We start from the raw sequence: 16,089 nt of genomic DNA, 5'->3' as shown, positions 1-16,089 counted from the left end.
GTTATTTATTCAAAATAAGTACAACAGGGCAATGGTCGCTTCCCATAATATCAGAGTGTATTTCAGCGTCCTTCAATGAACCCTTTAAGTTATCGGAAACGATGAAATAATCAATACGCCAACCGATATTCCTCTCACGGACCTTATTCATATACGACCACCATGTGTATTTGTCTGTCAGTTCAGGATAAAAGTGGCGGAATGTATCTGAAAAACCTTCACCTAGTAATCTGGTCATCTTGCCTCTTTCTTCTTCTGTAAAGCCAGAATTATTGCGGTTAGATTTAGGGTTTTTCAAGTCGATTTCCGCGTGTGCAACGTTGAGATCGCCGCAAACAATAACGGACTTCTGCTGATCCAGCATTTTTATGTAAGCTAAGAAACGGTCCTCCCAATCCAGTCTGAACGGGAGTCTGGCCAAATCTCGCTGAGAATTTGGAGTGTACACATTTACTAAGAAAAAATCCTCATACTCGAGTGTGAGAATCCTTCCTTCAGGTTCACACTCTTCTGCCTTTTTCTCATCCAGCCCATAGCGCACTTGCAGTGGTTTCATTTTAGTGAAAACAGCCGTACCTGAATATCCTTTTTTGATTGCATAGTTCCAATATTGATAATATCCTGGAGTATCTAAATCGATTTGTCCCTCTTGAAGCTTTGTTTCTTGAATGCAGAAAATGTCCGCATCCATGTCGTTAAAATAATCCATAAATCCTTTTTTAACACAAGCTCTTATTCCATTCACATTCCACGATACAAGTTTCATAGTTGCATATAATTCCCTTCTAAACTATTACTATATTTAGCCCAGTATAACAAAAAGAACCGCTTTTCAAAAAGAAAAGCGATTCCAAGCATGGTCCCTACACTTGAAAAAGATGAAATTTTAATCCGTATGGGTCACTAACCATCACACTCTTCTCACTAAACTCCTTAGTAATGATGCAGTTATTTGCGATTAAGACTTTCTTAACATCTTCAATATTATCAACAGCGAATTCGAAAAATACGGATGGATTATTACCCTGATTATGATTCTCTAAATATAAATTCGTGCCATTCATAGTAAATAGAGTTTCAGAAGCTGTGCTTTTTTCAGGTTTCATCCCTAGGATTTGGTGATAAAACTCAATAGCATTCTCATAGTTTTTCACTTGTATAGCTATGTTATTGGTCAACTGATAAGGTGAACGGTCATTGATTTTCTTACTTGGTTTATAATCTTCATAGCCAGAAGGAAGTAGATCGAATAATGGCCATACCGAACAAAAATCATCTCCTGGTCCGAAAAAGGAACTTGCATGACGGTATATAACACCATTATCATCTTTTGAAAAGACCGTCACCCCCGGGTAAAACCCTTCATTTACAACAAACCCCATATCTTCTTTGAATGATGTTCCTTTGGTGGAGACAACTGGGAAATTCCATCTTCTTTCAGCTACATAGTTTTCTTGCACTTCAGGTTCATCTGGAGTCGACACGACAAATGCTGTCTTTCTGCGAATATGGTGGAACACACTATTAAATCCATCTGCCCACATCGTGCAATAGGAACAATTTTTCCCCATATTGTGCACCACGAATAACTCATCTTTATCTTCAAACAACTCTGACAAGCTTACCTTTTCGTTTTGAAAAGACGAGAAGATATAATTATCGACTTTTTCTTTTTCAATGTTGCGTTTCATTTCTGCCAACTGCTTTTTCTTATCAAGAATTTCCTTCTCGAGCTGTTGAATTTCTGTTAATATTTCCGTTTGGTTCAATACGGCCACTCCTTTTTAAAATAGAAGAAATTTGTCAATAACATACACTGTTCTTTACCTTGTGAATCATATAAGATGTTAATAACATTATGTTTGGTCGGGAGGGATGGAATGTATATACTAAGAATAGTATCGATGTTTACTATTTTTATAGTGACTGCCCTTTTTAATCTTAATCATTCCACTCCCAATAGTATTCTAGCTATTTATGAGAAATCCTTTTATTTCGAGCTGGAGAATGCCTCTTTGGTTGAAAATCCCGATGACGAGGGCATTACTGGAATAGTATCTAACGGTAATTTTTTTACAAACATCTTCATCTCCCACATTGCTGAACAACCAGGTACCAAAATAAAATTTCACCTTGTGACAGTTTTCTACCAGGGGAGTTATATTTAATGCATCATGATCTGCCTCATTCTTATTAAAAAATAATGAAGGAGGAATGTGATCATGTTATGGGTTCGCATCATAGCTATCAGCTTTTTTTCGTTTACTTCTTTAAGTCTCTTACTATTTCAAGGGATTGAATTTGTAAAGGCATTTAGCGACTTTTTTCACCACAGATAATGAATAGAAATGGCCGGGTTCCAGTGGGACTCGGTTTTTTGTGTAAAATAAATTAAATTTTCTTAAAACACAAAATATTTAAGGTGTACCTTCATATAATAATACAACTACTACTTACCCAAATTTCATGTAAAGGAGAGATGTTTATGAGAGAAGCTCCTAATTATGGAGAATTTTATCCAAAGTCTTTGGTTCCGATTAATAAGGATGATCTTGTAATTTTTCTGGAAAAAGTAACGGACTTTGAGTGCTGTGACAATTATAGCCATTGGTTGATTGCCCTTGAAGGCAGAGCAATGGGCACAGGAGAAGATTATTACCACTGGCAAGTAGTTGTATTCCCGGCAGAAATCGGTGGAGGTTTTGACTATAAGCATCCCCTGTATGTTTCCTCTTTCTTCTTATCCATTGATGAGGCAATTGATTACACTTCAGAAGTAGAACGGATTGCAAGCGATGGGCAGCTATATACAATAGCCGGGTAAAGAAAAAAGTGTAAAAAAAGAAAAACGCCATGTTTTTCTTTTTGCAAACGTTTGTGAAAGAATATACATATGCTCTGTCACTAGGTTCCCTCTTTAAAAACCCACTTTAGTATGAACAAAATCGCTTACGCGGGGTAAAACTCCCCACAATATCATAATTTTCTCATAGCTTTGAAAAATTGACCTTGACCGTTCTTCCCTTTGCGCTCACATTTGACTATTTCAATAAAACCCCTTGTCAGCAAGGGCTTCATATTGCCGATGAGGACCTCACTCCTCCTAATTTCTCGTCACTGATGTCTTCATAACACCGATGAGGACTTGTCTCCTCCTGTTTTTTCGTCACTGATGTCTTCATAACCCCAATGAGGACTTCTCTCCTCCTGATTTTTCGTTATTGATGTCTTCATAACCCCGATGAGGACTTGTCTCCTCCTGTTTTCTCGTTACTGATGTCTTCATACCCCCATGAGGACTGCTCTTTTCCCATTTCCTTGACACCACCGAGGTGTTCATTCCGCCGTCAAGAATTACTCTGAAGACTATCATCAATTTAATTATTTTTAATCTCCTAAAGAACAAAAAAAGCCCACCGCTAATGCGATAGACTCTTATGCTAAACGGAACACAATTCCATGACCGCCTTTTGGGTACTCCCATTTGATATTTTGATGGGGACAACCAATTCTGCAGCTTCCACATTCATGGCAACCCTCGTACCCGACATGCATCCGAATATTTTCCCATTTGTAAATCTCTGCTGGACAAAAGATTGTACAGATTTTATCGGGGCATTTTGTTAAACAGATATCTTCATCCATGACGGTCAAATGTGATTTGGTATCAGCATTAAAGCGAACCAGGTATTGTTTTTCTTCGATAGTCTGACCCTTTTTCTGTTCACTCATTACTTCATCACCTTCCATGCCCGGTATGCATCACGGGCTAGTTTGAGTTTCTCTTTTGGTGAGCCAAGGTCCTTCCAGATCTTTTTCTGCTTTTCCCACTTGGACTTACCATCAACTGTAAACATCTGGCTGGCTGCTCTGTTTACCATTGGGATGTACTGATCAAAGTATTGTGGAAACTTATTAAAGTGATGAGTGGAATCCTTGTACTTTTTCATATCCTGACCAACAAAGCTCTTCATTAAATTAACGCGATACTGATCCAGTGTCCGTTCGGAGAAATCCCCTACAGACATGGCTTCAAGAATAGTGGATGCCGCCAATCTACCTGAAGTCATGGCAAGGTTCGATCCTTCGCGGTGGATGGCATTCACGAGCTGTGCCGCGTCCCCTACCACTAATACCCCGTCTGCCACGATACGCCCCATTGATTTCAAGCCACCCTCAGGAATTAGATGAGCCAGGTATTCAACTGGCTCCCCCCCAGCAAGATACGGTCGTACCATAGGATGTGTCTTCACATACTCCAACAGTTCATATGGTCTTATTTTATGCTCGATTAATCCGGATAGAAGTGTTCCGACCCCGATACTTAAAGTATCTTTATTTGTATACAGGAATCCTGTTCCTAGTATCCCTTTCGTGGCATCTCCCAAAAGCTCAATAGTACAGCCCTGGTTCTTTTCGAGGTTGAAACGATCCTCAATCACCTTACTGTCTAGCTTGATAATTTCCATTGTGGCAAGAGCCACTTCATCAGGGCGATATTCCTTGTGGAAACCAAGCGATTTACCTAGCAAGGAATTCACACCATCTGCAAGGACCACTACATCTGCAAAGACTTCCCCGTCAGGACGATCTGTCCTTACCCCCACGACTTTTCCGTTTTCCACAATACACTCCAAGACTACCGTTTCATTGACAAGTAATGCCCCCTGTTCCACTGCTTTTCCGGCAAACCATTGATCAAACTTCGCCCTTAAGACGGTGAAATTATTATAAGGTTCCTGTGCCCACTCCAGGCCTTTGTAACCAAATGTAACGGCGGATTCCTTGTCCATCATCATAAAACGCTGCTCGACAATGGGCCTTTCTAGCGGGGCTTCTTTATGAAAATCAGGAATAATATCCTCCATCATCTTTCTGTATAGCACTCCGCCCATTACATTTTTAGATCCTGGGTATTCCCCTCTTTCCAAAAGAAGAACATTCGCACCGCCTTTAGCAAGTTCATATGCACAAGAGATACCCGCAGGGCCTGCACCAACCACAATACAATCGAACTTTTCAGGCATTAAACCTCTACCTCCTCTCCATGTAAAGCTTTATGGAATTCCTTTACAAGCAACGGGACGATTTCAAATGCATCCCCGACGATCCCATAATGGCAGGAATTAAAAATGGCCGCATCAGGGTCTTTATTAATGGCGATAATCAATCCTGAGTTCTTCATTCCCACAATATGCTGGATCGCTCCGGAGATACCGATGGCAAAATAAATCTTTGGTGTTACCGTGACCCCAGTCTGGCCGACCTGATGATGGTGCTCGATCCAGCCTGCTTCGACTACATCCCGGCTTGCCCCAACCACTCCTCCTAGCGTTTTTGCAAGTTGATGGACAAGTTCAAATCCTTGTTCACTTCCAAGACCTTTTCCGCCAGCGACGACAATATCCGCTTCATCGATTCTTATCTTTTTGGTGGTTTCCCTGACAATCTTTAATACTTTTGTACGCATATCGTCTTCTTTGATATCAATTTGCTCTGCAATTAACTGACCTGTACGACCCTTCTCAGGTTGGAGCGCTTTCATCACTTTTGGACGGACCGTAGCCATTTGCGGACGGTACTTTTTACAAAGGATGGTCGCCATTATATTCCCCCCGAATGCCGGGCGACTTGCCAAAAGTAATCCTGTATCCTCTTCTACATCCAGTTCGGTTGTGTCTGCAGTTAAGCCAGTTGGAAGATCCGTCGCTACCGCACTAGCAAGGTCTTTACCAGTGGAAGTGGCCCCGTACAAAATGATTTCCGGCTTGTACTTTTCACTGCAATGGAGTAGTGCTTTCATAAAAGATTCCGTACGATACAATTGGAAAATCGGTTGGTCATATACATAAACCTTATCTGCTCCATATTCAAAAACTGTATCTGAAAGCCCTGTGACATTTTCACCAATGATAATTCCAGCAAGCTCCACTCCACGTTTGTCTGCAAGCGTTCGACCGGCCCCAAGCAGTTCCAAGGAAACCGGTGCGATCTTCCCTTCATTTTCTTCAATGAAAACCCAGACCCCGCTATAATCCTCAAAACTCACTTCGATCCCCTCATTTCTGCAAACAACTCTTTCTTTTCCAACACCACAGAAAGTAGCTTTTGTACCTGTTCATCCGGGTTGCCCTCAAGTAGCTTTCCACCTTCTGGTTTAGGAGGCGCCCAAACTTTTGCAACAATGGTTGGTGAGCCCTTTAACCCTAGCTGTTTTCGGTCAATATCCTCCAGGTCATTGACCGACCAAATAACAGGTTGATATCGGGCAGCCTTTAGCATGTTAGGAAAAGAAGAATAAGGAACCTCGTTAATCTCTTTTTCTACCGAAAGCAGACAAGGCAATGTGGTCTGCACGATTTCATACCCATCTTCAAGTTTCCTGTGAACCACCATATAGCCATCCTCTTTTTGAATCTCGACGACTTTATTGACAGAAGTCAATGGTGGTATATCAAGACGCCGGGCAATGCCGGGCCCTACTTGTCCTGTATCTCCGTCAATGGTCATTTTCCCACAAATAATCAAATCGACCTGCTTGATTTCGCTGATCTTATTGATTGCCTTTGTCAATGCATAACTGGTTGCTAAGGTGTCCGCTCCGGCAAAAGCCCTGTCGGAAATCATATATCCCTCGTCGGCCCCAATCTCGATGCATTTCCGAATGGCTTTAACCGCTGGTGGTGGCCCCATCGTGACAACTGATACGGTTCCTCCATATTTATTTTTCAGGCGTACAGCCTCTTCTACCGCATGGGCATCATAAGGATTCAATATCGCCGGTGCACTGGCTCGGTCCATCGTATTCGTTTTCGGATTCATCTTAATTACTTTTGTATCCGGTACTTGCTTTATACAGGCAACAATGTGAAGCAAATCTTTTCCCTCCTGCCCATTATCTATTTGTCTATTTGACATGATGATTAGTAATGAATATTCGTCCCACTACTATTACTATATAAAGTTAATTAAGAGAAAATACCGATTTTTATAGATTTGTTGACAAGCTGGGAAAAAGAAAAAACATTACTCCTAATGTTTGGGGAGTAATGTTTTAGTTATTTTCAAGGTTAAATTCTATATTGAGATAAAAACTTCAGAAACTCCTTTTGCAACGAATGCTCATATTTCATCAGTGCGTACGTCTTTGCATCGGGTAAAATTATCGATCGGCAATCAACTTCGAGTAGCCTTCCTTCTAAAATTTCACGCCTCACCGTCGATTCAGGTAAAATAGATGCCCCAAGTCCTTCAATAATAAATCTCTTAGTAATATGCGTCTGGGACACCTTCATCATTTTTGTATATGGATACTTTGACTTTATCTTCTGACATAAATCGTCCCAATACCCAGGGTGATTGTGCGTCAATAATGTATGTTGGCGAAAGATATCCTCTTCGTCGAGTGGTGATCCAGTCTCCAAATCAAAGCCATCGTGAGGAACAACCAAAACCAAGGGATCTTCATATAAGGAATGGCATTTCAAATCCGTTTTTCTGTTAGGCAGACATGATAAACCGATATCCACTTCTTCGTGTTCCACTGCCTGTTCAATTTTGATAGATTCAATAATTTTTACGGAAATTCCTATGTTCGAATGGGATTGGATGAACTGTTTTAGCACAAAAGGCAAAATGGTATCCGCGATCAATGGAGAGATTCCGATGGTGAGTTGTGATGTGAACCCCTGTTGAATAGACTGCAACTCCGAGATTCCCTCTTCATGAAAATCTAGTAACGTTTTTACATGTTTTAAGTAACTTCTCCCCGCCTCGGTCAACATCACTTTTCTTCCCTCTCGAACAAACAAATCCGCCCCTACTTCCTTTTCTAATTGCTTGATATGTACAGTCACCGTGGGTTGTGAGATATACAATAGTTCAGATGCTTTTCTGAAATTCCCATGTTCTGCAGCGATTACAAATGTTTTGAGCCAATTAAGTTCCACCTATTCACACCTCTTATTATTAATATTAATCAATTACTTTAATAATATTTAATATTCTTAATCACTATAATTTTATAAAATATAAGTAATAAAAGAAAGGGTGATGAAGAGTGAATGTACAAAGAGGGTTAAAAGGTGTCATTGCAGCTGAAACAAGTATTGCAGAAGTGGATGGTTCCAATGGTCGTTTGATTTATCGGGGATATGAAATAAGGGATATTGCAACTGGAAAATCCTTCGAAGAAATTGCTCATCTATTATGGTTTGGTGAGCTGCCTTCTGGCGAACAGTTTGAAAAATTCAAATCTACCTTTGCTTCATATAGGAACCTCTCCCCAACGTTGGAAAAAGTATTATCTGTTCTTCCTGAGGATATGGATATGATGAGTGTGGTGAGAACCGTGATTTCTAGTGCCGGGAACCAATCTATGTCTTGGAAACCTACTATTGAGGAAGCGATGAAATTGACAGCGGTTGTACCTACCATTATTGCTTATCGAAAGAGAATACTTGAGGGGAAAGACCTAATTACTCCTTGCATGGGGTATAGTCATGTGGAAAATTATTTATATATGCTAAATGGAAGGCCGGCAAGCCCTGAGCACATCCGCGCTTTGGAAACCTACATGATAATGACGATGGAACACGGTATGAATGCATCTACCTTCTCTGCAAGAGTAACCGCTTCGACCGAATCGGATATAGTATCTGCGGTAACTTCCGCTATCGGTACGATGAAAGGACCTCTTCATGGTGGAGCTCCTTCTGCGGTAATCGTATTGTTGAATGAGTTAAGTGAAGTGGAGGACAAGAAAAGCTATTTAAGAGATAAAATTATTGCAGGAGAAAAGCTGATGGGCTTTGGTCATCGAGTATATAAAACGCATGATCCCCGTTCGTTAGCGCTGAAAGAAACGTTGTCAGGGCTAGTAGGAAAAGATAGATGGTTGGACTTGGCATTAGAGGTAGAGAGTGCAGCTATAGATGTGTTGGAAGAACTTAAACCCGGTAGAGGATTGTATACGAATGTCGAGTTTTATGCTGCTGCCATTATGAAAGCAATTAATATGGATTCTTCCCTTTTTACGCCGACTTTTACAGCTAGCCGAATGGTCGGTTGGTCTGCGCATGTATTGGAGCAGGCTGAGGATAATGTGATTTATCGGCCGTTGTCGAGGTATGTGGGGAAATAGTGGGTTTATGTTGGAAGGCGCCTTTTAAATAAGGTGCTTTTTAGTGGTGAATTTTGTTCGGTCATATATGGGAAAGGCATCGGTCAGCTCTCCTAAAACTTTGGACATAATCCGGAAGCTGCATAATTTTAGTGCACCTTTAGCAGTGAATTTGCAAAAAACTAAAGAAATTAGTGCATTTTTGGGGTGGTTAAAAATGTTCGGACAGATTTAACTTAAGTTCGGACAGATTCATGCTGTTTGGGAGGAGGTTTCGGACAATTGGGGGTGGACGTCCGGACAAAAATTTGAGATGTTTGGTCATTTGAAAAATTGGTTCGGTCAACTTTCGGCAAACTTTGGTCAAAAACCCAAATTCTTCGGTCAATTACGCGAATTCTTCGGACAAATTAGTGAAATCTTCGGACATTTCAACTTCTCCTATATATGAATGGTTATCTAAAACATCTAACACTTTTTCAGTCAAAGCATTTGTTTACATAATAATATTATAATCCTCTAAAAACAACAATGAAGACGTCACCTGCCGTAAATTCAGCTTTAAAATGTCTTCATTGGCCCTATGAAGACACTATCGAGAAAAAATCTAGCTCTAAAGTGTCTTCATCCCCCATATGAAGACACTATCCACCCAAAAACCATTATTGAAGTGTCTTCATCCTGTCAAATTAGTAGATTGCCCGTCTCTTCCCCACAAAAAACCAGAACCCCATTAAATAGGGTTCTGGCTACTCCAAGCATAAATATTAATACTGGTTTAAATACGTGAAAAGTGGGTCGTGAAACCTGTCCCCTAAACCCAATCACTCACAGCAGTCATCAGAACAATAGGATGTCTCGCTTTTATTTTTAGACTCAAAATTCCGCAACTTCGGTTTTTCATTTTCTTCTTCCCAGACTTTAGATAAAGCTTCTGCAAAGACTTCAGGGGGCTGTGCTCCGGATATGGCATATTTGCTGTTTAATACAAAGAAAGGCACGCCTTGTACACCAATTTCTCTTGCTTCTTTTTGATCGAAACGGACATCTTTTTCATAAGCATCTCCGGTTAATACTTCTTCCACTTCCGCAGAGTCCAACCCTATGCTTACCGCTAATTCTTTTAAATAGCCCTTGTCACCAATATGTTTCGACTCAGTAAAGTATGATCTTAGTAAACGTTCAGACATTTCTTTTGCTTTGCCTTTTGATTCAGCATATTTTGCTAAACGGTGAGCATCAAACGTATTGGTTGGAATGGATGTATCAAAGTTAAACTGCAACCCTACTTCCGCCGCTTGTTTTGCAACCCCGGCGCTCATTCTTTTCGCCTCTTCTACAGGCATTCCATATTTCTTCGCTAGTATTTCATATATAGTCAAATCAGTATCACGCTTTGCATTTGGATCCAATTCAAAGCTTTTGAATTCGATATCAATCTTATCTTTGTGCGGGAAATCTTCCAATGCTTTTTCCAATCTTCGTTTACCGATATAGCAGAAAGGACAAACATAATCTGACCAGATTTCTATTTTCATTGTTGCACCTCATTTCCTAATCTAGTATGTATTATCATACCATAATGTATTAAAAACCTCTTTTATTTCGCCTTGGACTGAAAAGCAAGCCCTTATATACCAAACTGATTAAGCAGTTCCCTGCATAATACCGCGGAATCCACCCTAACACTTACAAAAGGTGGTTTCGTATTTGCTGCTGCTTCTACTGGCACTCCAAGCCAAAGGATGCGATGGTCAATAATGATAAATGGAAACGTTACTCCTTCTGTGATGATGGATACCCTTTTCTTCCACAGAGTCAATTTTCTTCCCCATTCTTCTGGTAGAGCATTACTGTCTTTTAAGCCTATAGTGATGGTTATATTTGAAAACTCCATGTCTTCCATCACTCTATCCAATTTTCTCGCATGCATCCATTGAACATTGGGATGCTGATGCTTGATCCAAGAACCTATTTGAAATGGGTGGACGTGAAATTGGGAGGCTTCCTGATATTCCACCAATTTTCTAATAATCTTATTGTAGGAAACTTTCTTCTTCAAAAATTGACTGTCACAGACGTGAATGAACTTACCTTTCGATCTTGTGATTGCAACATTTAACAGGCGTTCACTTTCTTTTCCGACTAACAGCATCCCCGGTCTTTCCAAAGGATAGCTGTCGACAGAATCGAATATGATAGTATCCTGCTCACTTCCTTGAAAACGGTGGACCGTTGCAGATACAATCTCTGCTGTTTCAAGCTCAACTCCATAAATATCCTGAAGCAAAACATCCATCCATTGAGCCTGAGCCCGGTATGGGGAAATATAACCGATGGACCTTCCACCTTCTACATATGCTTCATGTATTAATTGAAAGGATAAAAGAAGATGCCACAGGTTGATGCGGGACCTGCTGCTTTTTTCAATAAAAGCATGCTCGCCGGTATAGCTCGTATTAAGTAAAATAGAAGCTTGATCAGGGAATGGCCGCTGCCTAGCAATGTTCTGTCTGTTTTTCTGAACACTTGGATGGTCTCCTACAAGGGAATGATAGATATATTTGTTAGTAAAAGCGGAAATATCAGGGTGCATTCTCCGTTGTTCTTTTAATAAAAATAAATGTGGATGCAAGCGAGAGCAGTGAACATTGCCCGCTACTCCTGTACGATGGAACACATCTTCTTTTAACCATTTTTCTACTAACTCATGTCTTGCTGAGGCAATAGGCGGCAGTTGCTTGAAATCTCCGCATATGATGATATGTTTTGCCAGTGAGGCTGCAAAAGCAGATTGAGGTACATATGCCATACTCGCCTCATCCACAATGACCACGTCGTATTCTTTTTCATAAATGGCAGGATCCATTGCAGCTTTAGCGAGCGTCGTGCCAATAATGAACGCTTCATCTAAGAAGTCCACTTCTTTCTGCCGTATTTTCTCCAATATTCTTGCTACCTTTGTTTCGAGCTTCAGCAATGTTTCCGAATCCCTCTTACTGAAAGACTTGGATAAATCCATTTTTAAATGTTTCCGTTCTTCCATCAGTTGGTCTCTGTCATTAGCAAGTAATGGATCACGGTTTTGAAGTAGTTGTGAGGTTGTGATGACTGGAAGATTTTCCAATATTTCACTGTTATGTGACCCATACCTCAGAACATCACCTTCTATATTGCGTTCTTGCTTGGAAAGAAAAGCTGAAATCTCTCGCATCAATACGTCCACAGACTGGTTACTGTGAGATAACAGCAAAACTTTCTTCTTTTTAAAATATTTATTAGCAGCAACCCTTGCCAACGTATAGGTTTTTCCTGTTCCAGGCGGTCCCCAAACAAAGGTTACGGGATTGTATTTGGAACGGAGAATCAATTCATGAACACTGCTTTTAATGATATCGGTGGGATGCTTTGGCTTCATTTCCGGATTCATCAATCTTTTAATGCGGCTTCTCTTCTTCTTACTTTCTTTTAATTCATCTAGCCTTTGGAAAAGTTGATCCAACAGCTCCCACGGATCATGAAACAGATACGCTTCTGAAATAACATCTCCAAGCGATTGTTCAAAAGAAACGATAACACTCTTTCCTTCAGATGACAGAATTTTTCCTTCCGTTTTAATTCCTCCCCATTCGACTTTCACTAGTGAACCTATAGGAATCCTTACGGAACTATAGGTTTCAAAAAAGTAAGTAAATCCTTTATCGTTTGAGATAAGATGACCGTTATTAATAAGGTATTTGGTGCTCCCAAATTTTTTTAAATGTTGTATTTCAGCCTGTAATGCTTTTTTCCATTCGTTGATATATTGAATTGTCTTCATTTATCTTTCCTCAGCTCATCAATTTTTACATTCCCAAACTATATCACAAACATTATTAAAATAAAAAAGCCAAGATTCCTTCAACAATTTTTGTTGGAATCTTGGCCATTTATTTTGATTTATTTGTAAAAACTTATAACATTTTTCAGTACTTTTTTATCTTGCTTGGAGATCGTCTTTGGTTTGATGGGAGCAACGGCGATCTTATCTGCACTTTCTAATGTTGAAATTTCAAGGTAAAAAGGATTGGAATTTTTGTCTCCATCTAAATATCCTTTAAGGATTTTCACTTTATTAGTAGAGCCTTTCATCCGTTCTTCATAGTCCCATGTTATATTGTTTTTGTAAACTTTATCCATCCGTTCTTTTAAACCAAGGGCTTCTGAAACAGCATCCTCTGCGGTTTCAAGAAAAGTTTCAGATCTTTTCAAACCTCTTTTTTTTAACCCGTCTCCAGCCTTTGCTTGGTAATATAGACATGACATATAGGTCATCCTCTCTGTGTGTCGGCTTCACACCTTTAGACGGCGAATCTTAACACCAGAATACCAAAGGAACTTACCTCTCTTTATAGTGTAACCTCTCAAGCCAGTTTCTACCACCATTTTCTATAATTATAAGACGTTTGGAGAAAATATATTTGAGGTTTAAGTGGGATTACTCCTTAATTTATGAGATAATGAAAGAATGATTAGAATTCCAAATGGAAAGAAGGAACCTTAATGAAACAAAAAAACAAGTTCCAAGACAATGAAAAAGTCATTTTGAAAAGCACTGGCGAGGAAGTTACCATCTTAAAATTCAACTACGTCCCCAATTTAAAAAGATACTCCTACACCATAAAAGAAAACCCTAAAACCTTTTATTTCGAAGAAGAAATTAAACAAAGCTAATAAAACAATACCCAAACTAGAGAAACCCACGGCTCCTTGCCTGGGTTTCTTTTTTATGTCCTAAGATACATACAATGTTTTTTTCATAAGCTGTGGGGTATTTATTCTATATGTTGCCAAAGGAGGAGGAAGAAATGTTATTAGTATATTTGAGTATCGGAATTCTGGTAGTATCCATTATTTTGCTTAGTATTGCCTTTATCTCTTTTCGCAAAAAAACGAACCCCACTCTATCCTATATAAATTCGGTGAGTAAGCGACTTGAGGAAGAGAACAATGCCATACAAGAACAGGTGGATCAATTAAAAAGTAAACAAGAAGCCCTTAAGAATGATATGGATTGGAAGAAATCAGTCTTTACCTTTACAGTTGCAGAAATGAAGAAACTTCCAAATGTATTTAAGAGTAGTTCAAAACAAAAACTTCATGAGTATGAACGAGGCATGTAAGTAACGTTATCAAGCAAAAGCACCGTTATCCATTAAGGGAAACGGTGCTTTTGTTATTATAATGCTGTGAATTTTTCATCGTGATATTTATTCGAGCTGGTAGTAATCCGATTCTTATGAAAGATGGCATTGATCTCGCCTCCGATGACAAGGGCAAGTCCTGTTAAAAATAACCATAACATCAAGATGATTACCCCACCCAAACTCCCGTAGGTTGCTGAATAATTACCAAAGTTACTAACGTAGAACGAAAAGCCCAAGGAGACAAGTTGCCAGATTACTGTTGCAACTATTGCACCTGGTAACAACTGTTTAAATGACTTGCTGATATCAGGAGCGATGCGATAAAGGACTGCAATAATCGTAAAAATAACAAAAAACGCAATGATGAATCTTAAGATATTTAATATGATGGCTGTACTTCCTGGAATGTAGATAACCGATTCAAGCTGTTTAATGATGATTCCACCAAAAACAGGAAGGAAAAATGCAATAAGGAAAGCAAAAATCAATCCGATAGTAAGCCCGATAGAGAGAAGCCTTACCAGATAGAATGGCCTGCTTTCTTCAACATTAAACGCTTCATTCATCGCACTAATAAAGGCGTTCATTCCATTTGAGGCTGACCAGATTGTTCCGAGTATTCCAAAGGTCAATAGGCCACCGTTCGGTTTATTTACGAATTCATTGATGTTTTCCTCGAATACTGCAATAGTTTCGGGAGGCATCATGGTTTGTAAGAACTCTATCACTTTTTGCGGATCAATATTCAAATAAGGGATAATGGATAAAGCAAGCACTAACAAAGGAAATAGTGAAAGCATATAATAATAAGCTTGTTCAGCTGCCAACCCTGTTGCACGGTCTTTTTTCATTTCTAGGCCTAATCTTTTCAAAAATTTAACGAGTCGCGACAACTTTCACACCCACCTCTCATATTCCGCCTCTGAGTAATGGCAATGTGCAACACCTGAAAGATCCACCTGACTTGATGATCTCAGAAATATCTACTTCCACTACATCATAGCCCCTGTTGCGGAGTTGCTCATTCACTTGTTTATTGCACGGCAGACTGAAAATCTTTTTATTGCCAATAGACAACACATTTGTTCCCATGGTGAATTGTTCTTCTTTAGATACTTCAATCAATTCATATCTTTTTGATAGAAAGTTTAATTCTTCTTCTCTTAGTGCAGGAGAGAAAACAAGTGCTTCTGTCGGCGAAATGACATTAAAAACACAATCTAAATGGAGATATGATTTGTCTATCGGGATAGGTTGAACAGTATACTCTGAAAGGGATTGGCTAATATGTTCCAAGGCCTTCTTGCTCGTTCTTCCACTTATTCCAATGTACACGATATCACGGTCAATGATGATATCTCCGCCTTCCACACTGTAACCTGAGAAAGGTGTATACGATAGGTGTTGTTCATCTAGCCACGACTTTAGGATTGTTTCTTCACCTGACCTAATATCACTGTCCATATTCGAAACAAACACGGTATCCCCAAGGGTAAAGCCGATATCTCTTGTGAAAACCTGTTCTGGATATTCTTCACTTGGAGGTAGACTATATACATCGACTCCGTTTGCCATCATGGCTTGAACAAAATTACGATGTTGTTTTGTTGCCAACGTCTCGTCGATATTGTCTTCCAAGAAATGTTTTTGTGTTTCATTAATCACTTCTGTGATGCTCATATGAGTTGGCGGACACACAATGACCTTTTTTAATTCTCCAAACTCATTTTCACATGTATGTCTTGTCACCTTATCCGTATATTCCAAATTAATTGTCATTTT

General features: G+C 39.5%; 17 protein-coding genes. 5 read left to right on the top strand and 12 right to left on the bottom strand.

Annotated features, from left to right (window positions below; translation table 11 throughout):
- Position 1: 1 nt before the first annotated feature.
- Positions 2–766: an exodeoxyribonuclease III gene (xth, locus tag M313_RS0120095; protein WP_010199518.1), complete on the bottom strand. Its 765-nt coding sequence runs from the start codon at positions 764–766 to the stop codon at positions 2–4.
- A 97-nt stretch (positions 767–863) separates the two neighbouring features.
- A complete protein-coding gene (locus M313_RS0120090) occupies positions 864–1,778 on the bottom strand; it encodes a DUF899 family protein (protein ID WP_442778105.1) in 915 nt (304 codons plus the stop codon).
- Between the two features lie 102 nt (positions 1,779–1,880).
- Here M313_RS0120090 and M313_RS0120085 point away from each other — a divergent pair, with 102 nt between their 5' ends.
- Together M313_RS0120085 and M313_RS0120075 are read left to right on the top strand one after the other, a co-directional pair.
- Positions 1,881–2,168: a hypothetical protein gene (locus tag M313_RS0120085; RefSeq protein ID WP_010199514.1), complete on the top strand. Its 288-nt coding sequence runs from the start codon at positions 1,881–1,883 to the stop codon at positions 2,166–2,168.
- A 317-nt stretch (positions 2,169–2,485) separates the two neighbouring features.
- Positions 2,486–2,824 (top strand): hypothetical protein, encoded by a 339-nt coding sequence (locus M313_RS0120075; protein ID WP_010199510.1) that lies wholly within the window; start codon positions 2,486–2,488, stop codon positions 2,822–2,824.
- Between the two features lie 611 nt (positions 2,825–3,435).
- Here M313_RS0120075 and M313_RS0120055 read toward each other — a convergent pair.
- The 5 genes from M313_RS0120055 to M313_RS0120035 all read right to left on the bottom strand — a co-directional run bounded on the left by M313_RS0120055 (position 3,436) and on the right by M313_RS0120035 (position 7,949).
- Positions 3,436–3,750: a ferredoxin family protein gene (locus tag M313_RS0120055; RefSeq protein WP_029326618.1), complete on the bottom strand. Its 315-nt coding sequence runs from the start codon at positions 3,748–3,750 to the stop codon at positions 3,436–3,438.
- Positions 3,732–5,027, bottom strand: a complete 1,296-nt coding sequence (locus M313_RS0120050) for an FAD-dependent oxidoreductase (RefSeq protein ID WP_010199503.1) — start codon at positions 5,025–5,027, stop codon at positions 3,732–3,734. Before M313_RS0120050 ends, M313_RS0120055 begins: the two co-directional genes overlap by 19 nt.
- Positions 5,027–6,049: an electron transfer flavoprotein subunit alpha/FixB family protein gene (locus M313_RS0120045; protein WP_010199502.1), complete on the bottom strand. Its 1,023-nt coding sequence runs from the start codon at positions 6,047–6,049 to the stop codon at positions 5,027–5,029. The genes M313_RS0120050 and M313_RS0120045 overlap by 1 nt, the downstream gene beginning before the upstream one ends.
- On the bottom strand, positions 6,046–6,876 hold the full coding sequence (locus tag M313_RS0120040; protein WP_010199501.1) for an electron transfer flavoprotein subunit beta/FixA family protein: 831 nt from the start codon (positions 6,874–6,876) through the stop codon (positions 6,046–6,048). The genes M313_RS0120045 and M313_RS0120040 overlap by 4 nt, the downstream gene beginning before the upstream one ends.
- A gap of 194 nt (positions 6,877–7,070) precedes the next feature.
- Complete coding sequence (locus tag M313_RS0120035) at positions 7,071–7,949, bottom strand: LysR family transcriptional regulator (RefSeq protein WP_010199500.1); 879 nt, start codon at positions 7,947–7,949, stop codon at positions 7,071–7,073.
- A gap of 110 nt (positions 7,950–8,059) precedes the next feature.
- Here M313_RS0120035 and M313_RS0120030 point away from each other — a divergent pair, with 110 nt between their 5' ends.
- Positions 8,060–9,142: a citrate synthase/methylcitrate synthase gene (locus tag M313_RS0120030; protein WP_010199498.1), complete on the top strand. Its 1,083-nt coding sequence runs from the start codon at positions 8,060–8,062 to the stop codon at positions 9,140–9,142.
- An 803-nt stretch (positions 9,143–9,945) separates the two neighbouring features.
- Here M313_RS0120030 and M313_RS0120025 read toward each other — a convergent pair.
- From M313_RS0120025 to M313_RS0120015, 3 genes are all read right to left on the bottom strand, one after another.
- Positions 9,946–10,659 carry a DsbA family oxidoreductase gene (locus M313_RS0120025; protein ID WP_010199495.1) on the bottom strand — a complete coding sequence of 238 codons (714 nt, stop codon included), beginning with the start codon at positions 10,657–10,659 and terminating at the stop codon, positions 9,946–9,948.
- A gap of 92 nt (positions 10,660–10,751) precedes the next feature.
- The gene (locus M313_RS0120020) at positions 10,752–12,941 is read right to left on the bottom strand and encodes a DEAD/DEAH box helicase (protein WP_010199492.1); all 2,190 of its coding nucleotides are present in this window, start codon (positions 12,939–12,941) and stop codon (positions 10,752–10,754) included.
- A gap of 119 nt (positions 12,942–13,060) precedes the next feature.
- Positions 13,061–13,426 (bottom strand): hypothetical protein, encoded by a 366-nt coding sequence (locus M313_RS0120015; RefSeq protein ID WP_010199489.1) that lies wholly within the window; start codon positions 13,424–13,426, stop codon positions 13,061–13,063.
- A gap of 237 nt (positions 13,427–13,663) precedes the next feature.
- Here M313_RS0120015 and M313_RS26195 point away from each other — a divergent pair, with 237 nt between their 5' ends.
- Together M313_RS26195 and M313_RS0120005 are read left to right on the top strand one after the other, a co-directional pair.
- Positions 13,664–13,834 carry a hypothetical protein gene (locus M313_RS26195; RefSeq protein ID WP_010199486.1) on the top strand — a complete coding sequence of 57 codons (171 nt, stop codon included), beginning with the start codon at positions 13,664–13,666 and terminating at the stop codon, positions 13,832–13,834.
- A 134-nt stretch (positions 13,835–13,968) separates the two neighbouring features.
- A complete protein-coding gene (locus M313_RS0120005) occupies positions 13,969–14,283 on the top strand; it encodes a hypothetical protein (RefSeq protein ID WP_010199483.1) in 315 nt (104 codons plus the stop codon).
- Between the two features lie 56 nt (positions 14,284–14,339).
- Here the strand turns inward: M313_RS0120005 and M313_RS0120000 are convergent, their stop codons facing one another.
- Together M313_RS0120000 and M313_RS0119995 are read right to left on the bottom strand one after the other, a co-directional pair.
- On the bottom strand, positions 14,340–15,200 hold the full coding sequence (locus M313_RS0120000; protein WP_010199479.1) for a YihY/virulence factor BrkB family protein: 861 nt from the start codon (positions 15,198–15,200) through the stop codon (positions 14,340–14,342).
- 16 nt (positions 15,201–15,216) lie between these two features.
- Positions 15,217–16,086: a dimethylarginine dimethylaminohydrolase family protein gene (locus M313_RS0119995; protein WP_010199476.1), complete on the bottom strand. Its 870-nt coding sequence runs from the start codon at positions 16,084–16,086 to the stop codon at positions 15,217–15,219.
- Between the last annotated feature and the right edge of the window lie 3 nt (positions 16,087–16,089).

The sequence above is a fragment of the Bacillus sp. m3-13 genome, from assembly GCF_000175075.1.
Lineage (GTDB): Bacteria > Bacillota > Bacilli > Bacillales > Bacillaceae_I > Sutcliffiella_A > Sutcliffiella_A horikoshii_C.
This window is presented reverse-complemented; position numbering and strand designations above follow the sequence as displayed.

What these genes read in the sequence shown, in the direction of transcription:
- xth (WP_010199518.1), bottom strand. Translation starts at nt 766, where the DNA reads ATGAAACTTGTATCGTGGAATGTGAATGGAATAAGAGCTTGTGTTAAA.
- M313_RS0120085 (WP_010199514.1), top strand. Translation starts at nt 1,881, where the DNA reads ATGTATATACTAAGAATAGTATCGATGTTTACTATTTTTATAGTGACT.
- M313_RS0120075 (WP_010199510.1), top strand. Translation starts at nt 2,486, where the DNA reads ATGAGAGAAGCTCCTAATTATGGAGAATTTTATCCAAAGTCTTTGGTT.
- M313_RS0120055 (WP_029326618.1), bottom strand. Translation starts at nt 3,750, where the DNA reads ATGGAAGGTGATGAAGTAATGAGTGAACAGAAAAAGGGTCAGACTATC.
- M313_RS0120050 (WP_010199503.1), bottom strand. Translation starts at nt 5,027, where the DNA reads ATGCCTGAAAAGTTCGATTGTATTGTGGTTGGTGCAGGCCCTGCGGGT.
- M313_RS0120025 (WP_010199495.1), bottom strand. Translation starts at nt 10,659, where the DNA reads ATGAAAATAGAAATCTGGTCAGATTATGTTTGTCCTTTCTGCTATATC.
- M313_RS0120020 (WP_010199492.1), bottom strand. Translation starts at nt 12,941, where the DNA reads ATGAAGACAATTCAATATATCAACGAATGGAAAAAAGCATTACAGGCT.
- M313_RS0120015 (WP_010199489.1), bottom strand. Translation starts at nt 13,426, where the DNA reads ATGTCATGTCTATATTACCAAGCAAAGGCTGGAGACGGGTTAAAAAAA.
- M313_RS26195 (WP_010199486.1), top strand. Translation starts at nt 13,664, where the DNA reads ATGAAACAAAAAAACAAGTTCCAAGACAATGAAAAAGTCATTTTGAAA.
- M313_RS0120005 (WP_010199483.1), top strand. Translation starts at nt 13,969, where the DNA reads ATGTTATTAGTATATTTGAGTATCGGAATTCTGGTAGTATCCATTATT.
- M313_RS0119995 (WP_010199476.1), bottom strand. Translation starts at nt 16,086, where the DNA reads ATGACAATTAATTTGGAATATACGGATAAGGTGACAAGACATACATGT.